Origin of the sequence: Pseudomonas sp. FSL R10-2964 (assembly GCF_009600035.1) — a bacterium.
GTDB lineage: Bacteria > Pseudomonadota > Gammaproteobacteria > Pseudomonadales > Pseudomonadaceae > Aquipseudomonas > Aquipseudomonas bubulae.
Window position 1 is genome coordinate 1 of the sequence record NZ_WIWH01000057.1, and the last position, 19,741, is coordinate 19,741.

Below are 19,741 nucleotides of genomic sequence, written 5' to 3' on the forward strand. Positions count from 1 at the left end.
TGTTGCGGTCGGTATAGCCGTTGGTGCTCAGCCCCGGGGTGTAGCGCAGGGCCTGGGTCAGATCGTGGGCGCCCTGCTGGAAAGCTTTGCTGGCGACTGGAGTGACTGCGAGGCCTATCGCGGGGCCAACAGCAATATGCACGGTGTCGAAGCTTTTCTGGCCCTGGCCGATGTCCTCGATGAAGACCTGTGGCTCGATCGCGCCCTGTCGATTGCCGAAAAGCTTGTTCACCAGCATGCAGCGCAATCCGGCTACCTGCCCGTGGAGCATTTCGACAGCCAGTGGCAGCCATTGCCCGATTACAACCGGGACAACCCGGCAGACGGTTTTCGCCCGTTCGGCAAAACGCCCGGCCACGCCTTCGAATGGGCGCGCCTGCTGTTGCACCTCGAGGCGGCCCGCATGCAACGCGGCCTGGCGGCGCCCGAATGGCTGCTGGAAGACGCGCGGCGGTTATTCGCCAGTGCATGCCAGTTCGGCTGGAACGTCGATGGTGGCTGCGGAATCGTCTACACCGTGGACTGGAACCACCAGCCGCTGGTGCGTGAGCGTCTGCACTGGACCCTGGCCGAAGCCTCGGCAGCTGCGGCGGCGTTGTTGCAACGCAGCGGTGAGCATGAATACGAAGTCTGGTATCAACAGTTCTGGGACTATATCGACCTGTACATGATCGACCGCCAGAACGGCAGCTGGCATCACGAACTGGGGATCGACAACCTGCCTTCGCAAAACATCTGGCCGGGCAAGCCGGACCTTTACCATGCTTACCAGGCCACGCTGCTGCCCCGTTTGCCGTTGGCTATCAGCCTGGCCAGCGCGCTCAAGCTGCGGCGCTGAGCAATCCCGCCCCCGTAGCAGAGCGCTCCCTCACCAATCGTATTTGACCTCCAGCGACGCCGTGCGCTGCTGGCCGTAGTAGCAGCCAAAGCTGTAGTTGCACGAAGATACGTACTCTCGATCAAACAGGTTCTGCACGTTCAGCCGGGTACTGACACCCTTGAAGCTCGCATCCAGGGCCGCGAGGTCATAGCTGAGCGTTGCGTCATACACCACAAACGACGGCGTCTTGAAAGTGTTATCCGAGTCGCCGAAGTTTTTCCCGGTATAACGTGCACCGCCGCCCAGGGTCACGCCCGCCAGGGCCTGTCCGGTGAAGTGGTAGTCGGCCCACACGCTGGCTGCCCAGGGTGCCTGTGCCTCGCTGCGGTTGCCTTCATTGCCATAGTTGGACTTGGTGTAGAACACGTCCAGATACGACAGCGAGGCGATCAGGTCGATGTTGCTGAAACTGCTTTTGCCTTCAAGTTCGATCCCCCGCGACCGGACCTCGCCTTCCTGGATTTGATACTCCTGGTACTGCAAGTCACCGGTCAGGACGTTTTGCTGGGTGATTTCAAATACCGAGGCGCTGAGCAAAGTGCTCTCATCGGGCTGGTATTTGACCCCCACTTCATATTGCTTGCCCGTCATGGGCACGAACGCCTTGCCACCTCGGGCCGGTGCCGCAGTGCCCACGGAAGGCAGGAAGGATTCGGTGTAGCTGATATACGGCGCCAGACCAAACGAAGTGACATAGGTCAGGCCCACACGCCCGGTGAACTTGCTATCGCTCTGGATCTCGTGGGAGTTGGCCAGCAAGTCATTGTTGTCGACCTTGGCCCAATCCTGGCGACCGCCAATGGTCAGGATAAAGTTGTTCAGTTTGATCTGGTCCTGCACATAAAAACCGGTCTGCTTGACCCTGTTATCCCATTTGGTAGTCAGGGTCGGCACACCCGTGGTGCGGTAGTTGGTGGGGTTGTAGAGGTCAATCACCTCGCTGCCGGACAGGTTGTAGCCCTGGAACTTGCGGGTGAAGTCACGGTAGTCGAGCCCCACCAGCAGGGTGTGCTGCACAGGCCCGGTGGTGAAGTCACTTTGCAGGTGGTTGTCGAAAGTATAAGAGCTGTTTTGCTGGCGCCAGTCGAGCTTGGTGCGGCTGGCATGGGTATCGGTGGCGCCGTCCGGGGCGGTGACGAAACGGTTCAGGTAAAAGCCCTTGTAACGGTCATTGACGTCGATGTAGCTCAGGCTCTGGCGATAGGTCATGACCTCGTTGAAGGCATGGGAAAACTGGTAGCCGAGCACATATTGATCGCGCTTGTAGTCGTTCCATTTCGAGTCGCCCGAGAAGAAGTCTCGATCTATCTTGTTGCCTTGGGAGTTGCGGTACAGACTGCCCACGGCCGGCAAGGACTGGTAGTCGGCCAGGGCATCGTCCCGTTGCACTTGCGCGTAGACCGTCAGTTCATTGCGCTCATCCGGCGCCCAGGTGAGACTGGGCGCCAGCAGCATGCGGGAATCTTCGGTGTAGTCGATTTGCTCGCTGCCGGTGTTGCCGACGCCGATCAGCCGGTAGCTCAGGGTTTTGCCTTCATCCAGCGGGCCGGTGGTATCGAAGGCCAGGTTGTAACGGTCAAAGCTGCCGGTGCCGACCTTGATTTGATGCCTGGCCTCGGTGCTCGGGCGCTTGGCCACCATATTGATCATGCCCCCCGGCTGGTTTTGCCCGTACAGAACGGAGGACGGCCCCTTGAGCACTTCGATGCGCTCCAGGGTGTAGGGGTCGATCTGCGGGGTGCCGCCCAGGCTGCCCGCCGAAGGCAGATAGGCGCCATCAAGGTAGAGCAGGGTCGGGGCAAAACCGCGGCTGGTGATTTCATCGGCAATGGTGTTGCGGTCGGTATAGCCGTTGGTGCTCAGCCCCGGGGTGTAGCGCAGGGCCTGGGTCAGATCGTGGGCGCCCTGCACTTCAACCTGATCAGCAGTGACCACGTTGATGGTTTGCGGAATCTCGAGGATCGGTGTGTCGGTCTTGGTGGCGGTGGCCGAACGGGTGGCGACAAAGCCGTCAACATGGCCACGACCATCCTCACCCAGACGCGCAGACACGTTGGTTGCGCCCAGATTCAGTACCCCGTCACCGGCATTGGGGTAGACACTCAAGGCACCGCTACCGGTCACGCCCAGGCCCAGCCCGCTGCCCGCCAGCGCGCGTTCGGCGGCCTGTTGCGGGGTGTACATGCCATTGACCGGCGCGGAGGTTTTACCCTGCAACAAGGCCGGGGCCACCGACAGGGTCAGGTTGCTGTCGCGGGCAATGCGGCTCAGGGTCACGCCCAGGGGCGCGGCAGGCAAGTCAAAAAAACGCGTGGCATTTTGCTCGCCAGACAGGGTTTCGGCCACCGCGCTCAGCGGGTAACCGCCAATGCTCAGGGTGATGGCCAGCGCCAGCAGGCAGGTTTTGGGATGGGCGTACGGCATGGGGCATCCTTTCTCGTTGCAAGGTAGGCAGTTGTAACCTTGACCAACGAGAAAGCCTTTCCCCTCACCTTATCTGCAATTAATTCGCATTCATTGGTTTTTACTGGCGCACATCGATCAGGGTCAGCCACGGCCCATAGCGCGTGATCTTGATCGGCAAGGTTTGCGCCAGCGTATTCAGGGTGTGTGCGGTGTTGTCCAGCGGGAATACACCGAATACCCGCACCCGCGCGGCTTCCGGGCTGATACGCAGCATGCCGGTCTGGTAGGGCCGCAGCGCCTCGACCAGGGCTGACAGGGGTTCGTCGTGCAGCTCGACCCGGCCCGCGAGCCAGTCGGGCTGGCTACGGGATGTGGGGGTTTGCGGGTCTATCCGGGTGGCGGTAAATGACGCCGCCCGACCGGTTTCGAGGTGGAGTTGCTGACCGCTCAGGGTGTGCAACTGCACGCTGTGCTGTTGCACGCTGGCCAGGCTTTCAGTGCTGCCCTGGCGCACCATAAAGCGCGTGCCAAGGGCTTGCACCTGGCCCTGGGCAGTGCTCACCACAAAAGGACGCTGGGCGTCGGCTGCCACATCCACCTGCAACTCGCCTTCACGCAGGTGCACCCGGCGCTGATCGCCATTGAAGTCGATATCCACCGCACTGCGGGCGTTGAGGGTGAGCAGGCTGCCATCGGCCAGTTCGACGGTTTTGCGCTCGCCGGTGGCTGTCTGGTAATCGGCCGTCAACCCCGTCAGGGGCGTCACGCGATCCACCAGACCCGCGGCACCCAGGCCGAGCACCAACAGCAGCAGGCCGCCTTGCAGGGTCTTTTTGCCCGATGGCGATGTACCGGCCAGCAGCGCCCGACGTACCGCCTGCAATTGCCCCGGGCTGCGCCGCTCAACCGATTGCAGATCGGCTACGGGAGCCTTGAGCACCCCGGCGACCCGCTGCCACGCAGCCAGATGTGCCGGGTTTTCGGCCAGCCACGCCTTGAACACCTGACGCTCCGACGGGCAGGCCTGGCCGGACTCGAGGCGCAGCATCCAGTCAATGGCGGCACGGGTGGTCGGGTCAACCTTGGCTGTACTCATGGGCTCTCCGCCGTTTGCGACAGGCAATGAACAAAAGCGCGGCGCAAGTCGCGCTCAACGGTGGCCAGGGATACGCCCAGTTGCTCGGCAATGGCCTGCTGGGGCATACCTTCAAGACGATTGAGCAAAAAGGCGCGCTTGACCCGCGATGGCAAACCTTCGAGCAGGCAATCAATGGCTTCGATCGCCTCACGGACCAGGGCAATGTCTTCTGCAGAAGGTGCGTAGGCCAGAGGCAGCTCGGCCAGTTGGTCGAGATAGGCTTGCTCAAGCTTGCGCCGCCGCCACAGTGAGCAGAGCAAGCGCCGGGCAACGGTACTCAGGTAAGCCCGAGGCTCCTGGATACGTTCCAGTTGGCGGGCATCCCAAGCGCGCAAAAATGTGTCCTGGGCCAGATCGGCCGCATCCTGCGGGCATCGTACCTGTCGCGACAACCAGCCGCGCAGCCACGCGTGATTGTCGTGATATAGACTGGCCAGCAGCCTTTGGGGATCCACAGGACTCGACACGATAGATAACCATACTTAAATAGCAATAAGTCGCATTATCGTCGGATCAAGCATAAATGCAAGCCATGTGGGAGCGGGCTTGCCCGCGATGCAGGCGGCGCGGTTATTCAGCCTGACCGCGCTGATGCCATCGCGAGCAAGCCCGCTCCCACAAAAGCACGACCTTCAGCGCCCGCCGCCCAGGTCAAGAAAGGTGCCGGTGGTATACGACGCCTTGTCCGACAGCAGCCAAACAATGGCTTCGGCCACTTCTTCCGGCCGCCCGCCACGCCCCATGGGGATGATAGGTTCAAGCTTGCTGACCCGGCCCGGATCGCCGCTCAAGGCGTGAAAATCGGTGAAGATATAGCCCGGCCGCACCGCGTTGACCCGGATCCCCTCGCCCGCCAGTTCCTTGGACAGCCCCAGGGTGAAAGTGTCCAGCGCGCCCTTGGAGGCGGCGTAATCGACGTATTCACCGGGCGAACCCAGGCGGGCCGCCACCGACGACACGTTGACGATATTACCGCCCTGCCCGCCGTAACGTGGCGACATGCGCAGCACGGCATGCTTGGCACACAGAATGGGCCCCAGCACATTGGTTTTCAGGGTGTGCATGATGCGCAGGTCGGTCAGCTCGTCGACCCGCGATTTGAGCCCCACGGTGCCGGCGTTGTTGACCAGCGCGGTGACAGGCCCCAACTGTTCGTCAACTTCGAGAAACAGGCGAATGATTTCCTCTTCGTCGCTGACATCGGCACGCACGGCAATGGCCTTGGCGCCCATGGCGCGAACCTGCGCCAGCACCTCATGGGCCGCAGCATCATCGGTCAGGTAGTTGATGCAGATCCGATAACCCTGCTTTGCAGCCAGCAAGGCCGTGGCAGCGCCTATGCCGCGGCTGCCGCCGGTGATCACGATGACTTTATCCATAAATACGTGTTCCCCTTACACCGATCCAAATCTGGCTGTCAGAATAACCGCGAAGGCCCGGTTTTGTCAGGTCGCTGTTTTGTTGCCCGGCCCGGCGGGTTCGGCACCTTGGATATCGGCCATGAATTGCTCCGCCGGCAGCGGCTCGCCCAGCAGAAAACCTTGCAGGGCATCACAGCCAAGCGTGGTTAAAAAACTTTGCTGGGTATCGGTCTCCACCCCTTCGGCGACGATACGCAAACCCAGGGCCTGGCCCAGCGCGACAATGGCCGAGACAATCGCCGCATCGTCGCTGTCGTGCTCCAGGTCGCGCACAAAACCGCGGTCGATTTTCAGTTCATTGGCGGGCAGGCGCTTGAGGTACATCAGGCTGGAATAGCCAGTGCCAAAGTCATCGATGGACAGGTCCACGCCCATTTGCGACAGCCGCTGCAACACCACCATGCTCGCATCGGCATCGCTCATGGCGGTGGTTTCGGTGATTTCCAGGGTCAGGCTGTTGGCCGGCAACCGATGACGCTCCAGCGCCGCGACCACGCTGTCAACCAGCCCTGAATAGCAGAACTGCAATGCCGACAGGTTGACCGCAATGCGCCAGTGGCTATAGCCCTGATCGAACCAGATGCGCATCTGGCGGCAGGCTTCATTGAGCACCCAGTCACCGATGGGGATGATCAGGCCGGTTTTTTCCGCCAGGTCGATAAAACTTTCCGGCAGCAGCAACCCTTGCTGCGGATGCTCCCAGCGCAACAGCGCTTCGGCCCCCACCGGCCGGCTGTTGCTGGCATCGAACTTGGGCTGGTAGTGCAGGCGAAACTGCTGCAGCTCCAGGGCCTGACGCAAGTCCTGCAGCAGTTGCAATTGCTTGCGGGCATTGGTGTTCATCGACGCGTCGAAAAAGCTGTAGCCATTTTTGCCCGCGCCCTTGGCGTGATACATCGCCGCATCGGCGTTCATCAGCAGCTCTTCGGCGGTCAGGCCATTGCCGGGGTACAGGGCGATACCAACACTGGCGGAGATCAGCAGCTCATGCTCATCGACCCGGAACGCCCTGGACAACAGACCCACCTGCCGCGCTGCCACTTGCGGTGCGTCATCAGGCTCCAGCAGACGCACCAGCAGCACAAATTCGTCGCCGCCAATACGCGCCAGGGTGTCCTGGCTGCGCAACTGCTCGCGCAGGCGCAGGGCAACTTCCCGCAGCAAACGGTCGCCCAGATGATGACCAAAGGCATCGTTGACCGGCTTGAAGCCATCGAGGTCGATAAACATCAGCGAGAAGCAGCCGCCCTGCTCCGCCACCTTGCTCATCGCCTGACCGATACGGTCAGCCAGCAGGATGCGGTTGGGCAACCCGGTCAGGGTGTCGTGCAGCGCCAGTTGGGTCAGCTCTTCGTTGGCCAGGGTCAGGGAGTCCGCCAGGGCAGCTGTACGGGCATCGAGGCGGGCATCAAAAATAGAGGTCAGCAGGGCGATGACCAATACCGCCAGGCTGGACACCAGTACCAGATTGTCCAGGCCGTTACCGCTCAGACCGTCGATGGCGGCACCGCAAAAACTGCCGATGGGAAAATTCGCCGCAGCCATACCGGTGTAATGCATGCCGACAATGGCCAGCCCCATGATTACCGCAGCACCACCGCGCATCAGCCGCACGTAAGGGGTTTGCCGGCGCAGACGAAACGCGATCGACAACGCGGCCGCCGAGGCCCCCACCGCAATCACCAGCGACAGGCCAAACAGTGCCGGGTCGTAATCGATGCCCGGTTGCATGCGCAACGCGGCCATGCCGCTGTAGTGCATGGCGCTGATGCCCGCGCCCATGATCAGGGCGCCGAACAACAACTGCAGCGCCGGCAAACGCGGCTGGCTGACCAGCCACAAGGCAAAGCCCGAAGACAGGATGGCAACCAGCAATGACCACAGGGTCAGCCCCAGGTCGTAGCCCAGCGCCAGTGGCAACTGCAACGCGAGCATGCCGATAAAGTGCATCGACCACACGCCAAAGCCCATTGCCAGTGCACCGCCGGCAATCCACAGGTACTGGGTACGGCCGCGCGCCGTGGCGATGCGACCACTCAGGTCAAGGGCGGTATAAGAGGCCAGAATGGCCACACACAGGGAAATCAGGACCAGCGCGGGGGAGTAACTAGCGGAAACCATGGGCCTACTCGTGAACAGATGCCGAACAGCGTCCATGCCCGGTAAAGAAGCGCAATTGTACTGCTTCCCTGCATTTACGCACCTATCCGCGCGACTAAATCCTTAAGCTCCATGCCCGCTCCCACAAAGAAACTGTCCTCCTGCCTTCAGCTCAGCTCAAACAACCCCGCCGCCCCCATCCCGCCGCCAATGCACATGGCAACCACGACAAACCGCGCACCACGGCGGCGACCTTCGAGCAGGCTGTGACCCACCATCCGTGCACCCGACATGCCGAACGGATGACCAATGGCTATCGCCCCGCCATTGACGTTCAGGCGGTCATTGGGGATCTGCAGAAAGTCACGGCAATGCACCACCTGACAGGCGAACGCTTCGTTGATCTCCCAGAGGTCAATATCCGCAACGGTCAGGCCAAAACGTTTGAGCAACTTGGGAATCGCATACACCGGACCAATGCCCATTTCCTCCGGTGCACAACCACTCACGGCAATCCCGCGATACACGCCCAGTGCTTCGATACCGCGCTGCCTGGCTTCGGCACGGCTCATCAGCAATACCGCAGCGGCCCCATCGGAAAACTGCGAGGCGTTGCCTGCCGTGATGAACTCACCCTGTTCAATCCACTTGCCGTCTTTCCACACCGGTTTGAGGGTCGACAGGTCTTCAAGGGTGGTGGAGGGACGGTTGCACTCGTCACGGTCCGCGATCACGTCCTGATGACCGGCGGGCTTGCCTTCCTTGTCAAAGCACAGCTTGCGCGCCGCCAAGGGCACGATCTCATCGGCAAACAGGCCCTCAGCCTGGGCGGCGGCAGTACGTTGCTGGCTCTGCAACGCATACTGATCCTGTACCTCGCGGCTGATGTTGTAGCGCCGCGACACGATTTCGGCTGTTTCGAGCATCGGAATATAAGCCGTCGGCATGCACTCAAGCACGGCCTCGGACTGGGCGCGGTAGGTGTTTTTGTACTTGTTCTGGGTCAGCGACAATGACTCCACGCCACCGGCCACGGCAATCTTCATTTCGCCGGTCATGATGCCATTGGCCGCCACGCCGATACTCATCAGGCCCGAGGCGCACATGCGATCGAGCGCCATGCCCGGCACAGTATCGGGCAAACCGCCGGTGTACGCACACAGGCGGCCGATGTTGTAACTCTGAGTGCCCTGCTGGGCGGCGGCACCCATGATCACGTCTTCCACCGAACCCGGCTCGATACCCGCGCGCTCGACCACGGCACGCACCACGTGACCGCCCAGCACAGGCGCCTCGGTATCGTTGAACGAGCCACGAAAGGATTTGGTCAAGGCAGTGCGGGCGGTGGATACGATCACAACGTCATTCAAATTCATGTTCAAGGCTCACTGTTCAAGGGGGTTGAAGGTGTAGCGGCTGATGGTGTCCACCACGCAGCCGGGGCGTTCGCTGCCCTCGATTTCGACGCTCATGCGCACTACAGCCTGCACGGCCTGGCCCTGCATCTCGACCCGCACCAACTGGCCATGGCCGCGAATCCGCGAACCGACCTTGACCGGCGCAGGGAAGCGCAGGCGGTCACTGCCGTAGTTGACGCCCATGGCCAGGTTCTCGAACTGCATCAGTTGCGGCATAAACAGATTGGCCAGGGCCAGGGTCAGGTAACCATGGGCGATGCAGGCGCCAAATGGCCCGGTGGCGGCGCGCTGAGGGTCGACATGGATCCACTGGTGATCGCCCGTGGCTTCGGCAAACAGGTTGATCCGTTCCTGGGTCAGCAGCAGCCAGTCTGTGCGCCCCAGATCCATGCCCTCGGCCGCCAGCAACTGCCCGGTGCTGCTGAAAACTGTGCTCATGCTCTGTTCCTCACGCTTGTTGCGAGCTGACGGGCAGCACTTCGCCGACCATGTACGAGGCATAGTCACTGGCCAGAAACACCATGACATTGGCCACTTCCCACACTTCGGCGGCGCGGCCAAAGGCTTCGCGGCTGGTGAGCTGGTCGAGCAATTCGCTGCTGGCGGCTTTTTTCAGAAAGTCGTGCAGGGCGATCGACGGCGCCACAGCGTTGATCCGCACGCCGTTTTCGGCGGCTTCCAGGGCGCTGCAGCGGGTCAGGGCCATGACCCCGGCCTTGGCCGCAGCGTAGTGGGCCTGCTCCTTTTGCGCGCGCCAGCCCAGTACCGAGGCGTTGTTGACGATGGCCCCGGCACCACGACGCTCCATATGCGGGAGCATGGCGCGAGTCATGCGCATGGTGCCGGTCAGGGTGATATCCAGTACCGACGACCACTGCTCATCGGTCATTTCGGTCAGGCGCACCTGACCGCCAAGCCCGGCGTTGTTGATCAGCACATCGACACCGCCCAGCGCATCCTCAGCGGCGGCGACCAGGGCTTGCACGTCGGCTTCGACGGTGACGTTGCACAGCTGCCCGTAGACCGCCTGCAAGCCGGTTTCGGCCTTTAGCCGCTCGACTGCCTCATCGAGACGACGCGGGTGGATATCGGAAATCATCAGGGCGCGACAGCCCTCTTCCGCGCAGCGTTTGGCCGCGGCATAACCGATACCGGCGCCGGCTGCGGCAGTGATCAAAATCGACTTGCCAGCCAGTAACTGGTGGCCGGGGACATAGGGAGGTGCTTGTCTCATGGTTGAATTCTCTTGTTAAGCGGCAAATCAAAAGCCCCTCACCCTGGCCCTCTTCCAAAGGGAGGGGTTGGGGTGAGGGCCAGCGGTATCAGCTACCCCACACCCGCTGCGGTGCAGGCGCTTCGGCCAGAATCTGGCCCAGGGCAACCCCCACTTCTTCGGGTTGCCATTGCGCGCCCTTGTCGCGGGTCACCCCGGTGCGCCAGCCATCGCCCAGGGACAATCGCCCACCCTGGCTTTCGATGATCTGCCCGGTAACATCCCCCGACAGTTCGCTGCCCAGCCATACCACCAGCGGCGCGACGTTTTCCGGTGCCCATGAATCAAAGCCACCGTCTTCAGGTTTTTTCACCATGTCCGGCATCGCGCTTTCGGTCATCGAGGTCCGCGCCGCCGGCGCCAGGGCATTGGCCGTCACGCCGTAGCGCCCCAGCTCGGCTGCCTGCACCAGGGTCAGCGCGGCAATCCCGCCTTTGGCTGCGCTGTAGTTGGACTGCCCCACCGACCCCTGCAGGCCCGCGCCGGAACTGGTGTTGATGATCCGTGCCGCCACCGGCCGGCCGGCCTTGGCCAGGTCGCGCCAGCGCTTGCCAAGGATATTGGCCAGGCAAAAATGCCCCTTGAGATGCACACGCATGACCGCATCCCAGTCCTCTTCAGCGAGGCTGATAAACATGCGGTCACGCAGGATTCCGGCGTTGTTGACCAGCACATGCACTTCGCCAAACGCGGCCAGGGCGGCGTCGACGATGTGCTGTGCCGTGGCCAGGGTAGTGATGTCATCGGCATTGGCAATGGCCTGCCCACCGGCCTGGAGGATTTCTGCCACGACCTCTTCGGCGGCTTCGCGACGAATATCGTTGACCACCACATTGGCGCCCTGCCCGGCGAACGCCAGCGCGTAAGCGCGGCCCAAACCGCCGCCCGCGCCGGTAATGATGACGGTACGTTCTGCACAAATTGCCATGTCGTTGCTCCTAGAGGCGTTCAATAATCGTCACGTTGGCTTGACCGCCGCCTTCGCACATGGTCTGCAAACCGTAGCGGCCACCGCTGTGCTCAAGCTGGTTGAGCAGGCCGGTCATCAACCGTGCACCGCTTGCCCCCAACGGATGGCCGAGAGCAATTGCACCGCCGTTGGCGTTGGTCCTGGCCGGGTCGAAATCCAGCTCCTTGGCCCAGGCCATCACCACCGAGGCGAAGGCTTCGTTGATTTCAACAAGGTCAATGTCCTGCATGCCCATGCCAGCCTTTTTCAGCGCGGCACGGGTGGCGGCAATCGGGGCCCTGAGGTGCCAGATCGGGTCGTCGCCCAGCACCGACAGGTGATGGATCCGCGCCCGAGGGGTGAGGTTGTAGCGTTTGAGCGCCGCCTCGGAGACCACCAGCAAGGCAGCCGAGGCATCGCAGGTCTGGCTGGATACCGCAGCGGTGATTGACGCAAACTCGGCAAACACCGGCTCCAGTTCGGCCATTTTGGCCAGGCTGGTTTGGCGTGGTGTTTCATCGTCCCATACCCCTTCGCAGGGCACGATTTCGTTGACGAAACGGCCCGCGGCCATGGCGGCCAGCGCCCGGCGATGGCTCTCCAGGGCATAGGCTTCCATGTCCTGGCGGCTGATGTTCCAGTGGTCGGCGATACGCTGAGCGGCGTAGAACTGGTTGACCGGCTGTTTGCCAAAGCGCGCTTGCCAGCCCTTGCTGCCGGAGAACGGGTCGGCAAAGCCCAGTGGCTGCCCGGCCAGCATCGCCGAGGAAATAGGGATCTGGGTCATGGTTTGCACACCACCCACGGCAATCACATCCTGGGTGCCACTCATCACCGCCTGCGCGGCGAAGTGCAGCGCCTGTTGTGACGAACCGCACTGGCGATCGATGGTGGTGCCCGGCACGTTCAGCGGCAAACCGGCGGCCAGCCAGCTGGTGCGGGCGATATCACCGGCCTGGGAGCCGATGGTGTCGACACACCCAAAAATCACGTCGTCATATTCGTCGGCCGGAATTGCGTTGCGCTCTACCAGTGCTTTGAGCACATGGGCGCCGAGATCGATGGCATGGACGTGGGCCAGGCCGCCCTTGCGCTTGCCGGTGGGGCTGCGCAATGCATCAACAATATAGGCTTCAGGCATCGGTCAATCCTCGAAGGTGTGACCGCAGCCCAGAGGCGCCGCGCCACTCAATACATATTCGGCCACACGGGCCTTGTGCAGCGCACGGTCGCCCCAGGCACTGTCCAGTGCCCAGGCGCGCTTCATGAACATTTGCAGGTCGACTTCCCAGGTGTAACCCATCGCCCCATGCACCTGGATGCCGTGGCGGGCCGCCAGCCAGCTGGCTTCGCAACTGGCCAGGCGCGCCTGGGACACCCACACGGCGGCATTCGGTTCATTGTGTGCCAGGGCGTAAGCGGCGCGGTACAGCACCGGTTTGGCGAACTCCAGCGCAGTAGCCACGTCGGCCAGATGATGCTTGACTGCCTGAAAACTGCCGATGGGCTTACCGAATTGTTTACGCTGCGCGGCGTAGTCCACCGATAAATCCAGCATGCGCTGAGCCAGCCCGAGCAACTGCCCGGCCACCGACAGCGCGCCACGATCAAGGGTTTGCGCCCACAGCTGGCGGCCCTGTTCGCCCTGCGCCACCAGGGTGGCTGCGCCGGGTTGCCAACTGACCTGCGCCAGGCGCCGAGAGGCATCGATACTGGCGTGATTTTGCACATCCACCTGGCTACGCGGCACGGCGTGGACTTCATCGCCATGGGCCAGCAGCAGTAAGTCAGCGTGGGCGGCATCGGCCACCAGCGGATTGACCGGGTGCCCGATGGCCACCCGCAAACTGCCGTCGGCAATGCGTTCCAGCCATTCGCCGCGACGGGCTACGCCGTCATCCAGCCCGGCGATCAGCGCACTGGCCACATAAGCGGTATCACCCAGGGAATCAGGAATGGCGTAGTAACCCAGTTCCTGGGTCATCAGGGCCCAGGCCACATCGTCCATGCCCAGGCCACCGAAGGCCTCGGGGATCGACAATGCGGTCAGGCCCTGCTCGGCGATCTTGTTACGCAAATCCGGGGAGCGACCGACATCGGTTTCCCAGATTTCACGGAGCATTTCGGGGGCCGCTTCGGTCATCAGAAAACGGCTGATGGCCTCGCGAAAAGAGATCTGGTCTTCGGTAAAGGTAAAGTCCATGCCCGGCCTCACTTCGGCAGGCCGAGCATGCGCTCGGCGATAATGTTGCGCTGGATCTCGTTGGTGCCGGCGTAAATGGGCCCGGCCTGGGCGAACAAAAAGCCGTCCAGCCAGCTGTAGCCGCCCACCGATTGACCGGTCAGCTCGCCACTGGCGCCGAGAATGCGCATGGCGGTTTCGTGCATGCGCAGATCCAGCTCCGACCAGAATATTTTGTTGGTGCTCGACTCGGCGCCAATCTGTGCCCCGCGGCTCAGGCGGCCCACGGTGTGGTACGCAGACAGGGCGTAAGCCTGGGCGTCCGACCAGGCCTTGCACACCGCCTCGCCAAGGCTAGGATCACGATCGGCGCTGGCGCGGTTGGCCTGGTACAGCTCCACCAATTTGCGCGCCGTGTATTGAAAACGGGCCGGGGAACGCAGCAGCAGACCTCGCTCGAAGCCGGCAGTGGCCATTGCCACATGCCAGCCCTGGCCTTCATCGCCAATACGGTTTTCCAGCGGGATGCGCACGTCATCAAAGAACACTTCGGCAAACGCATCCTTGCCGTTCAGGGCCTTGATCGGGCGTACGGTAACACCCGGTGCATTGAGCGGCACCATCACGAAGGACAGCCCGTGATGGCGGCTGGACGACGGATCGCTACGGAACAGGCCGAACAGCCAGTCGGCAAAAATCGCTCGTGTGGACCAGGTTTTCTGGCCGTTGAGCACGTAGCTGTCGCCATCGCGGGTGGCCTTGCTGGTGATAGCGGCCATGTCGGAACCTGCGTTCGGTTCGGACCAGCCCTGGGCCCACATGTCGGTACTGGCGGCCATGCGCGGCAGGAAACGCAGTTTTTGCGCCTCGGTGCCGAACTCCATCAGCGTCGGGCCGAGCAACAGCTGGCCGTTCTGATTGACCCGCATCGGCCCGCCGGCGCCGTAATATTCCTCTTCGAAAATCAGCCACTCGATCAGGTCGCAGCCGCGCCCGCCCAGCTCGGTGGGCCACATGACCATCGACAGACGGTTTTCGAATAATTTGGCTTCCCACTGGCGGTGCTGCTCGAAGCCCTCGCGGGTATCGTAGCTGGCCAGCGGCGTGGTCGGCAGGTTGTCCGCCAGCCATTGGCGCACCTCCTGGCGAAAGGCCTTTTGTTTGGGGGAGTAGGTCAGATCCATCGTCAGCTCCTCAGAAGTTGGCGTCGCGTTTTTCAACGAATGCGCGGCGGGTTTCGGCGGAGTCCGTGCTGTTGTAGGCCTGCAGCGTGAACCCCTGTTCCCAGCGGTATTTGTCTTCCAGGTTGCCGTCTTCGATACCGTTCAGGGCCTCCTTGGCGATGCGGATCATGTCCGGGCTTTTGCTGGCGATCTTGCGGGCAATTTGCAGCGCGGTTTCACGCAATTGCTCACGGGGTACCACGCGCTCGATAAAGCCGTATTGCTGGGCGTCAACGGCACTGATCTTGTCGCCGGTCAAAAACAGATAACGGACTTTCTGCACCGGGAACAGACGCTGCAAATGCGCCCCGCCGCCCATGGCGCCGCGATCCACTTCGGGTAAGGCAAAACTGGCGCAATCGGAGGCAACGACAATATCGGCAGCGCCGGTAATACCGATCCCGCCACCCAGCACATAGCCATGCACGGCAACAATCACCGGCACCGGATTGCGGTGAATGGCCTTGAAGGTGGCGTAGTTGCCGGCATTGACGGTCACGATACGTTCGGGGTGGGCGTCCAGTTCCTTGATATCGACCCCGGCGCAGAAGCCACGGCCCTCGGAGCGGATCACGATGACTCGCACTTGCGGGTCTTGTCCCAATGCTTCGAGAGTACGTGCCAGATCGAGCCATTCCTGGCTGTCGAGGGCATTGACCGGTGGCCGGTCGATCACCAGTTCAGCGACGCCCGCGTCGATACTGGTCTGAAATGCGGTATGGGCTGCGCTGTTCACATGTGCTCCTGGATTGGCAAAAAAACCATGGGAGCAGTATGGGAAGGCGCGCGAGGCGGATCATCGTCCGTTGAGACTAAACATAAGACACAGAGCCACAGGCGCACGCCCTTATAGCCACAAGTAAATGACCGCGGCAGCGATCAATCATCATTAATTAATCACACCCTACGCCATAAGAACTAATGAACTTACGTTTCACTTGGATATTTCACTCAAACAACACAGCACTCTCTTATAAAAACAGATCAGCCGCCCCAGCAGAAAATAACAAAGCTCAAACAATACAACTTGTTGCCATAGCCTGCACTTACAGGAGGAACTCATACAAGCAGGATTATTCACTCAACTATCAAAGGAAGAAAGCCGCAAGATCGCAAGACCAAAGCCACTTAAACGTTCGCACTTGGCTACTTTAACCATCCTGAAATTCTAATATTCTGATCCAGCTTGACCAGCCGGGGGTCGAAAGCCCATTCCAGCCTGATGACAAACGCCAGATATCTGGACGGAATTCAAACTTAATCATCCTCGGCCGATTGGAAAACACTCTGTTTCCACAAATGCATGTTCCTTTACACCTATTATACAACAGGTAAACAAAATGTTAATAAACAAAACCGCTCTGGTTGCTGCGGCAGTAATGGTGTTCGGTGTTTCCAGTGCATGGGCTGCCGACAGTACAAGTACCCAGATTAATATCAGCGCCACTGTTCCAAGCACTGCTTTCTATGCACAAGCCTCTAGCCCGACCTTCGGTCAGGCTGAAGTAATGGGCTATGACATCGGCCAAAACAAAATCAACAGCCTTCGTGAAAACTTCACCTACAAGAGCACAGGCGGTGCATTGCGCGCGTATATCGATGGCGGGCCACGGGCGCTGTTCAACGGTAACACTGCGCACAACATCCCTCTGACCACCAAATTCAACGGTGTGACCCTTACGGCTGCAGCCCTGGAGGTGGCAACCGCCCCCGCCTCCGCCGCAGGCGGTACTGCAGAGCTGGAGGTATCTGCTGGCGCCATACCAACAGGTGCCTCTGGCAATTTCAGTACCGCATTTACCGTGATGTTCGACAGCACGCCACCCACCCCCTGATCTGCCAACACCGTTGATTCATCTGGCGATACCCGCGCCCGGTCGGTTTTCGACCGGGCGCCTCTTCTGGATTGACTGTCCGTTATTAGAGTATTGCGTTTATGTTCCCGATGACTCGCATCGCGGTGACGCTGGCCTTGTTGTTCCCTGCAGCATCAATGGCAGCCGCAGAAGTCAGTACACCCCGAAGTTTGCTTGCCCAGGCCAAAGGCTTGCCGGCTGACTTCGAAGAGCACCTTTTCGATGTACCGCTGGCCGTTCAGGTCGAGCGCAACTCGCAACTGGTGGGTGAAGCCATGGTCGTACTGACCCGCGATGATCGTCTGACCCTCCTTGAGTTCACCGACTTCAACGCCAGCCAGATTCCGGCCAGTGAGCGCGACACCTGGTCGGAGTTTCTCCAGCAAGGAGTGCAACTGGGAGCCTGCACTGGCAAATGCCCCGAACAGTTAATGGCGGTTCATTACAACCTGGAAAACTCCATGGTCTCGTTGCTGACCGCCAGGGCGGAACAGGATTATCAGAAGAGCCGCTATCACGAACTGCCCAGCGGCGGCAGCGGCGGTTTGATTGTGCGCAATCAGCTAAACCTCACCGCCGGCCAGCGAGAGCAAGTTGACGGTCGTTATGGCCTGGAGGCCAGCGGCAGCATCGGCCACTGGAGCCAAACGCTCAACCTGCAACTCACACGCATGGATGGTCCGGACCAAAGTCAGCTCAAACATGCTGTCTATGAAGCCCACACCCAGCGTGAACTGGAAGGTACATTTCTGCGCCTGGGCTATTTCACTCCAGGCTCCGAAGGTTTGACCCGGCAAATTCGCACTTTTGGCGCCAGCCCCGATACCACAGTGGGCATCATGTATGGCAGTTCCGACAGCCTGGTCATCGATCAAGCCAAACCCGGCGTATACCCGGTGTATGTCACCGCCAGTCGTCCGGCAACGGCACAAATCTACCGCAACGGCCTGTTGATCAATTCCCAACTGGTTGCCGCCGGTTTGCAGAGCCTCGATACCCGCCCCTTGCCCAGCGGTATTTACGAAGTCGAGGTTCGCCTGGTCGAAGACGGCCGAGTTAGCAGCACGTCTTCGGAGCTGATCTATAAACCGTCCAACTGGCGCAACTACGACGACCCATGGCGCTATAACCTGTTCGCCGGACGCGAAAGCAAACTGCTGAGCAACTGGGACGACCAGGCCACCGGCGACATGACCGCCGGCGCCTCGCTCAATTACCTGCTGCACCCGCGTGCCATCCTGGGTCTGTCTGCGCGCCAGGTAAAAAACAGGATGCAATGGGGCACCGCCATTGACTGGACGCTGGCCAGCAATCTCACCTTTTATGCCAATCTTTACAAGACTCAAAGCTACGGCACCGGTGTCGACCTTAACGGCCAATACCACTACGGCCTCGGCAATGTCGTGTTCAACCACAACCGCAGCTGGCTCGACACCCGTAACACCTACGAAACCCTGCCGGACGGCACGCGCCTGCGCACAAAGTCCAGCTATGTGGGCCAGACCAGCACTACCGCCCTGTCCCTGAACCATCGCTTCGGCCTGCAAAGCACCTTGAGTGCCCGCCTCTCCCACAGCAATGGCTATAGCCGCGGCTACGGCCTGGACGTGGGCTGGGCGCAACCCACGCACCTGTTTGGCAGCGACGGTAACTGGCGTTTATCGGTCTTTGATCGACCCGGCAGCCTCAGTTCCGGCAACAAGCGCAATCGCGGGGTCGACCTGAGCATCAGCCTGGCCCTCGGCGGCCCGGGTGAACGCTGGTCAGCCAGCCTGGGGTCACGCACCGGCCGGGACGGTGAGCGTGACAACAATGCCTCCCTCAGTTACAGCAAAAATATCGAAGGCCACGTCCTGCAAAGCGTGGCTGCCACCGCAAGTACCGATACCTACGGAGTGGGCGTCAATGGCCGGGCCACCTTCCTGACCGACAGCCTCAGCGCCGATACCTTTGTACAACGCTCGTCTTATAACGGCTACCTGAGCGGTGGCCTTAACCTGGACAGCACCATCGCCCTGAGCGGCTTGACCATGGCCATGAGCAGTGAGCCCTCCGGGCGCGGGGCCGGAATGATCGTCGACGTCGAGTCCGATATCGCCAACATTGCCTTGCGTGCCGATGACCTCAGCGGTGGCAGCACCATGCTGCGCCCCGGCCGCAACTATATTCCCCTCACCGCGTACGAGAGCAGCTCAGTCAGTTTCGACTTTCAGGGCAACCACGTGCCCGCCGCTGCGATCCAGCCACCTCGCGCCCGTTATCACTTGAATAAAGGCGGCGTGGGCTATCGCAAGATCAACGTGGTGAATACCGTCACCGTGTTTGGCCGCTTGATTGACGCGGACGGCAACCCGCTCAAGGGTCATCACATCATCAACCCCACCAGCCGCGGCATCAGCGAAGTAGACGGTTTCTTCTCAATGGAAATGAACGCCGGCACCCCCACTCTGGAAGTACGCAAGGATGAAACATTGCTCTGCCAGTTCCGTATCGAGATAAACAAAACCCTGTTGCAAAACAATGTGCTGGAAATCGGCGACCTGCGTTGCCATCCCGACACGTTGGCTGAATCGGCTAATAATGTTGAGGCAGCAGGATGAAGCGGAACAATCTAGCGGACTTCAACGTAAAGTGTTTATTGAGTCTGGTACAAAGCCGCAGGCTAAATCGGATGGCAAAAACCGCTGCCGGTATTGTATTGATTTTTGTTTGTGGCCTTGTTGCCCCGCCCAATACTCACGGGGTAGAGATAACAATAAATGCAGAGTTCAAACCTGACCCCGCCTTTCCCAATCGCAATGTATTTACGAATAAAACACGGCGGCCGCGAAAACTGAGTGCAACACCTGACCTTTCCGGTACGGTGCTGCCCCTATGTCCTATTCCGAACTCAGC

The 19,741-nt window shown here is 60.9% G+C and carries 16 protein-coding genes and 1 pseudogene; 4 read left to right on the forward strand and 13 right to left on the reverse strand.

Translation table 11 applies throughout. The annotated features are described in order from the left end of the window. On the forward strand, positions 1-838 hold an 838-nt coding region (locus GHN92_RS22400), incomplete at its 5' end, for an AGE family epimerase/isomerase (RefSeq protein ID WP_178102678.1). Positions 839-868: 30 nt separating this feature from the next. Here the strand turns inward: GHN92_RS22400 and GHN92_RS22405 are convergent. From GHN92_RS22405 to GHN92_RS22465, 13 genes are all read right to left on the reverse strand, one after another. Continuing rightward, positions 869-3,304, reverse strand: coding sequence for a TonB-dependent siderophore receptor (locus GHN92_RS22405; protein ID WP_153381162.1), 2,436 nt, complete (start codon positions 3,302-3,304; stop codon positions 869-871). Positions 3,305-3,404: 100 nt separating this feature from the next. Next, positions 3,405-4,382: a FecR family protein gene (locus tag GHN92_RS22410; RefSeq protein WP_153381172.1), complete on the reverse strand. Its 978-nt coding sequence runs from the start codon at positions 4,380-4,382 to the stop codon at positions 3,405-3,407. Then, positions 4,379-4,879 (reverse strand): sigma-70 family RNA polymerase sigma factor, encoded by a 501-nt coding sequence (locus tag GHN92_RS22415; RefSeq protein ID WP_095002420.1) that lies wholly within the window; start codon positions 4,877-4,879, stop codon positions 4,379-4,381. The genes GHN92_RS22410 and GHN92_RS22415 overlap by 4 nt, the downstream gene beginning before the upstream one ends. A 177-nt stretch (positions 4,880-5,056) precedes the next feature. After that, positions 5,057-5,803 (reverse strand): SDR family oxidoreductase, encoded by a 747-nt coding sequence (locus GHN92_RS22420; protein WP_095002419.1) that lies wholly within the window; start codon positions 5,801-5,803, stop codon positions 5,057-5,059. 66 nt (positions 5,804-5,869) lie between these two features. After that, on the reverse strand, positions 5,870-7,966 hold the full coding sequence (locus tag GHN92_RS22425) for a bifunctional diguanylate cyclase/phosphodiesterase (protein ID WP_153381174.1): 2,097 nt from the start codon (positions 7,964-7,966) through the stop codon (positions 5,870-5,872). A 146-nt stretch (positions 7,967-8,112) separates the two neighbouring features. Continuing rightward, positions 8,113-9,321 (reverse strand): acetyl-CoA C-acyltransferase, encoded by a 1,209-nt coding sequence (locus tag GHN92_RS22430; protein WP_095002417.1) that lies wholly within the window; start codon positions 9,319-9,321, stop codon positions 8,113-8,115. 9 nt (positions 9,322-9,330) lie between these two features. Beyond that, a complete protein-coding gene (locus GHN92_RS22435) occupies positions 9,331-9,801 on the reverse strand; it encodes a MaoC family dehydratase (RefSeq protein WP_095002416.1) in 471 nt (156 codons plus the stop codon). 10 nt (positions 9,802-9,811) lie between these two features. Beyond that, positions 9,812-10,597, reverse strand: a complete 786-nt coding sequence (locus GHN92_RS22440; protein WP_153381177.1) for an SDR family oxidoreductase — start codon at positions 10,595-10,597, stop codon at positions 9,812-9,814. A gap of 88 nt (positions 10,598-10,685) precedes the next feature. Further along, complete coding sequence (locus GHN92_RS22445) at positions 10,686-11,564, reverse strand: SDR family oxidoreductase (RefSeq protein ID WP_095018872.1); 879 nt, start codon at positions 11,562-11,564, stop codon at positions 10,686-10,688. A gap of 10 nt (positions 11,565-11,574) precedes the next feature. Further along, on the reverse strand, positions 11,575-12,726 hold the full coding sequence (locus tag GHN92_RS22450) for an acetyl-CoA C-acetyltransferase (RefSeq protein WP_153381179.1): 1,152 nt from the start codon (positions 12,724-12,726) through the stop codon (positions 11,575-11,577). Positions 12,727-12,729: 3 nt separating this feature from the next. After that, positions 12,730-13,788 (reverse strand): acyl-CoA dehydrogenase family protein, encoded by a 1,059-nt coding sequence (locus tag GHN92_RS22455; RefSeq protein ID WP_095002412.1) that lies wholly within the window; start codon positions 13,786-13,788, stop codon positions 12,730-12,732. 8 nt (positions 13,789-13,796) lie between these two features. Beyond that, complete coding sequence (locus tag GHN92_RS22460; RefSeq protein WP_095021350.1) at positions 13,797-14,951, reverse strand: acyl-CoA dehydrogenase family protein; 1,155 nt, start codon at positions 14,949-14,951, stop codon at positions 13,797-13,799. 10 nt (positions 14,952-14,961) lie between these two features. Further along, the gene (locus tag GHN92_RS22465) at positions 14,962-15,726 is read right to left on the reverse strand and encodes an enoyl-CoA hydratase family protein (RefSeq protein ID WP_095002410.1); all 765 of its coding nucleotides are present in this window, start codon (positions 15,724-15,726) and stop codon (positions 14,962-14,964) included. A gap of 604 nt (positions 15,727-16,330) precedes the next feature. Here GHN92_RS22465 and GHN92_RS22470 point away from each other — a divergent pair. From GHN92_RS22470 to GHN92_RS24060, 3 genes and pseudogenes are all read left to right on the forward strand, one after another. Next, positions 16,331-16,825 carry a CS1 type fimbrial major subunit gene (locus GHN92_RS22470; RefSeq protein ID WP_232527604.1) on the forward strand — a complete coding sequence of 165 codons (495 nt, stop codon included), beginning with the start codon at positions 16,331-16,333 and terminating at the stop codon, positions 16,823-16,825. Between the two features lie 101 nt (positions 16,826-16,926). Next, positions 16,927-19,446 (forward strand): CS1-pili formation C-terminal domain-containing protein, encoded by a 2,520-nt coding sequence (locus tag GHN92_RS22475; RefSeq protein WP_153381181.1) that lies wholly within the window; start codon positions 16,927-16,929, stop codon positions 19,444-19,446. Between the two features lie 71 nt (positions 19,447-19,517). Beyond that, positions 19,518-19,741, forward strand: a pseudogene (locus GHN92_RS24060) (hypothetical protein); the annotation flags it as partial.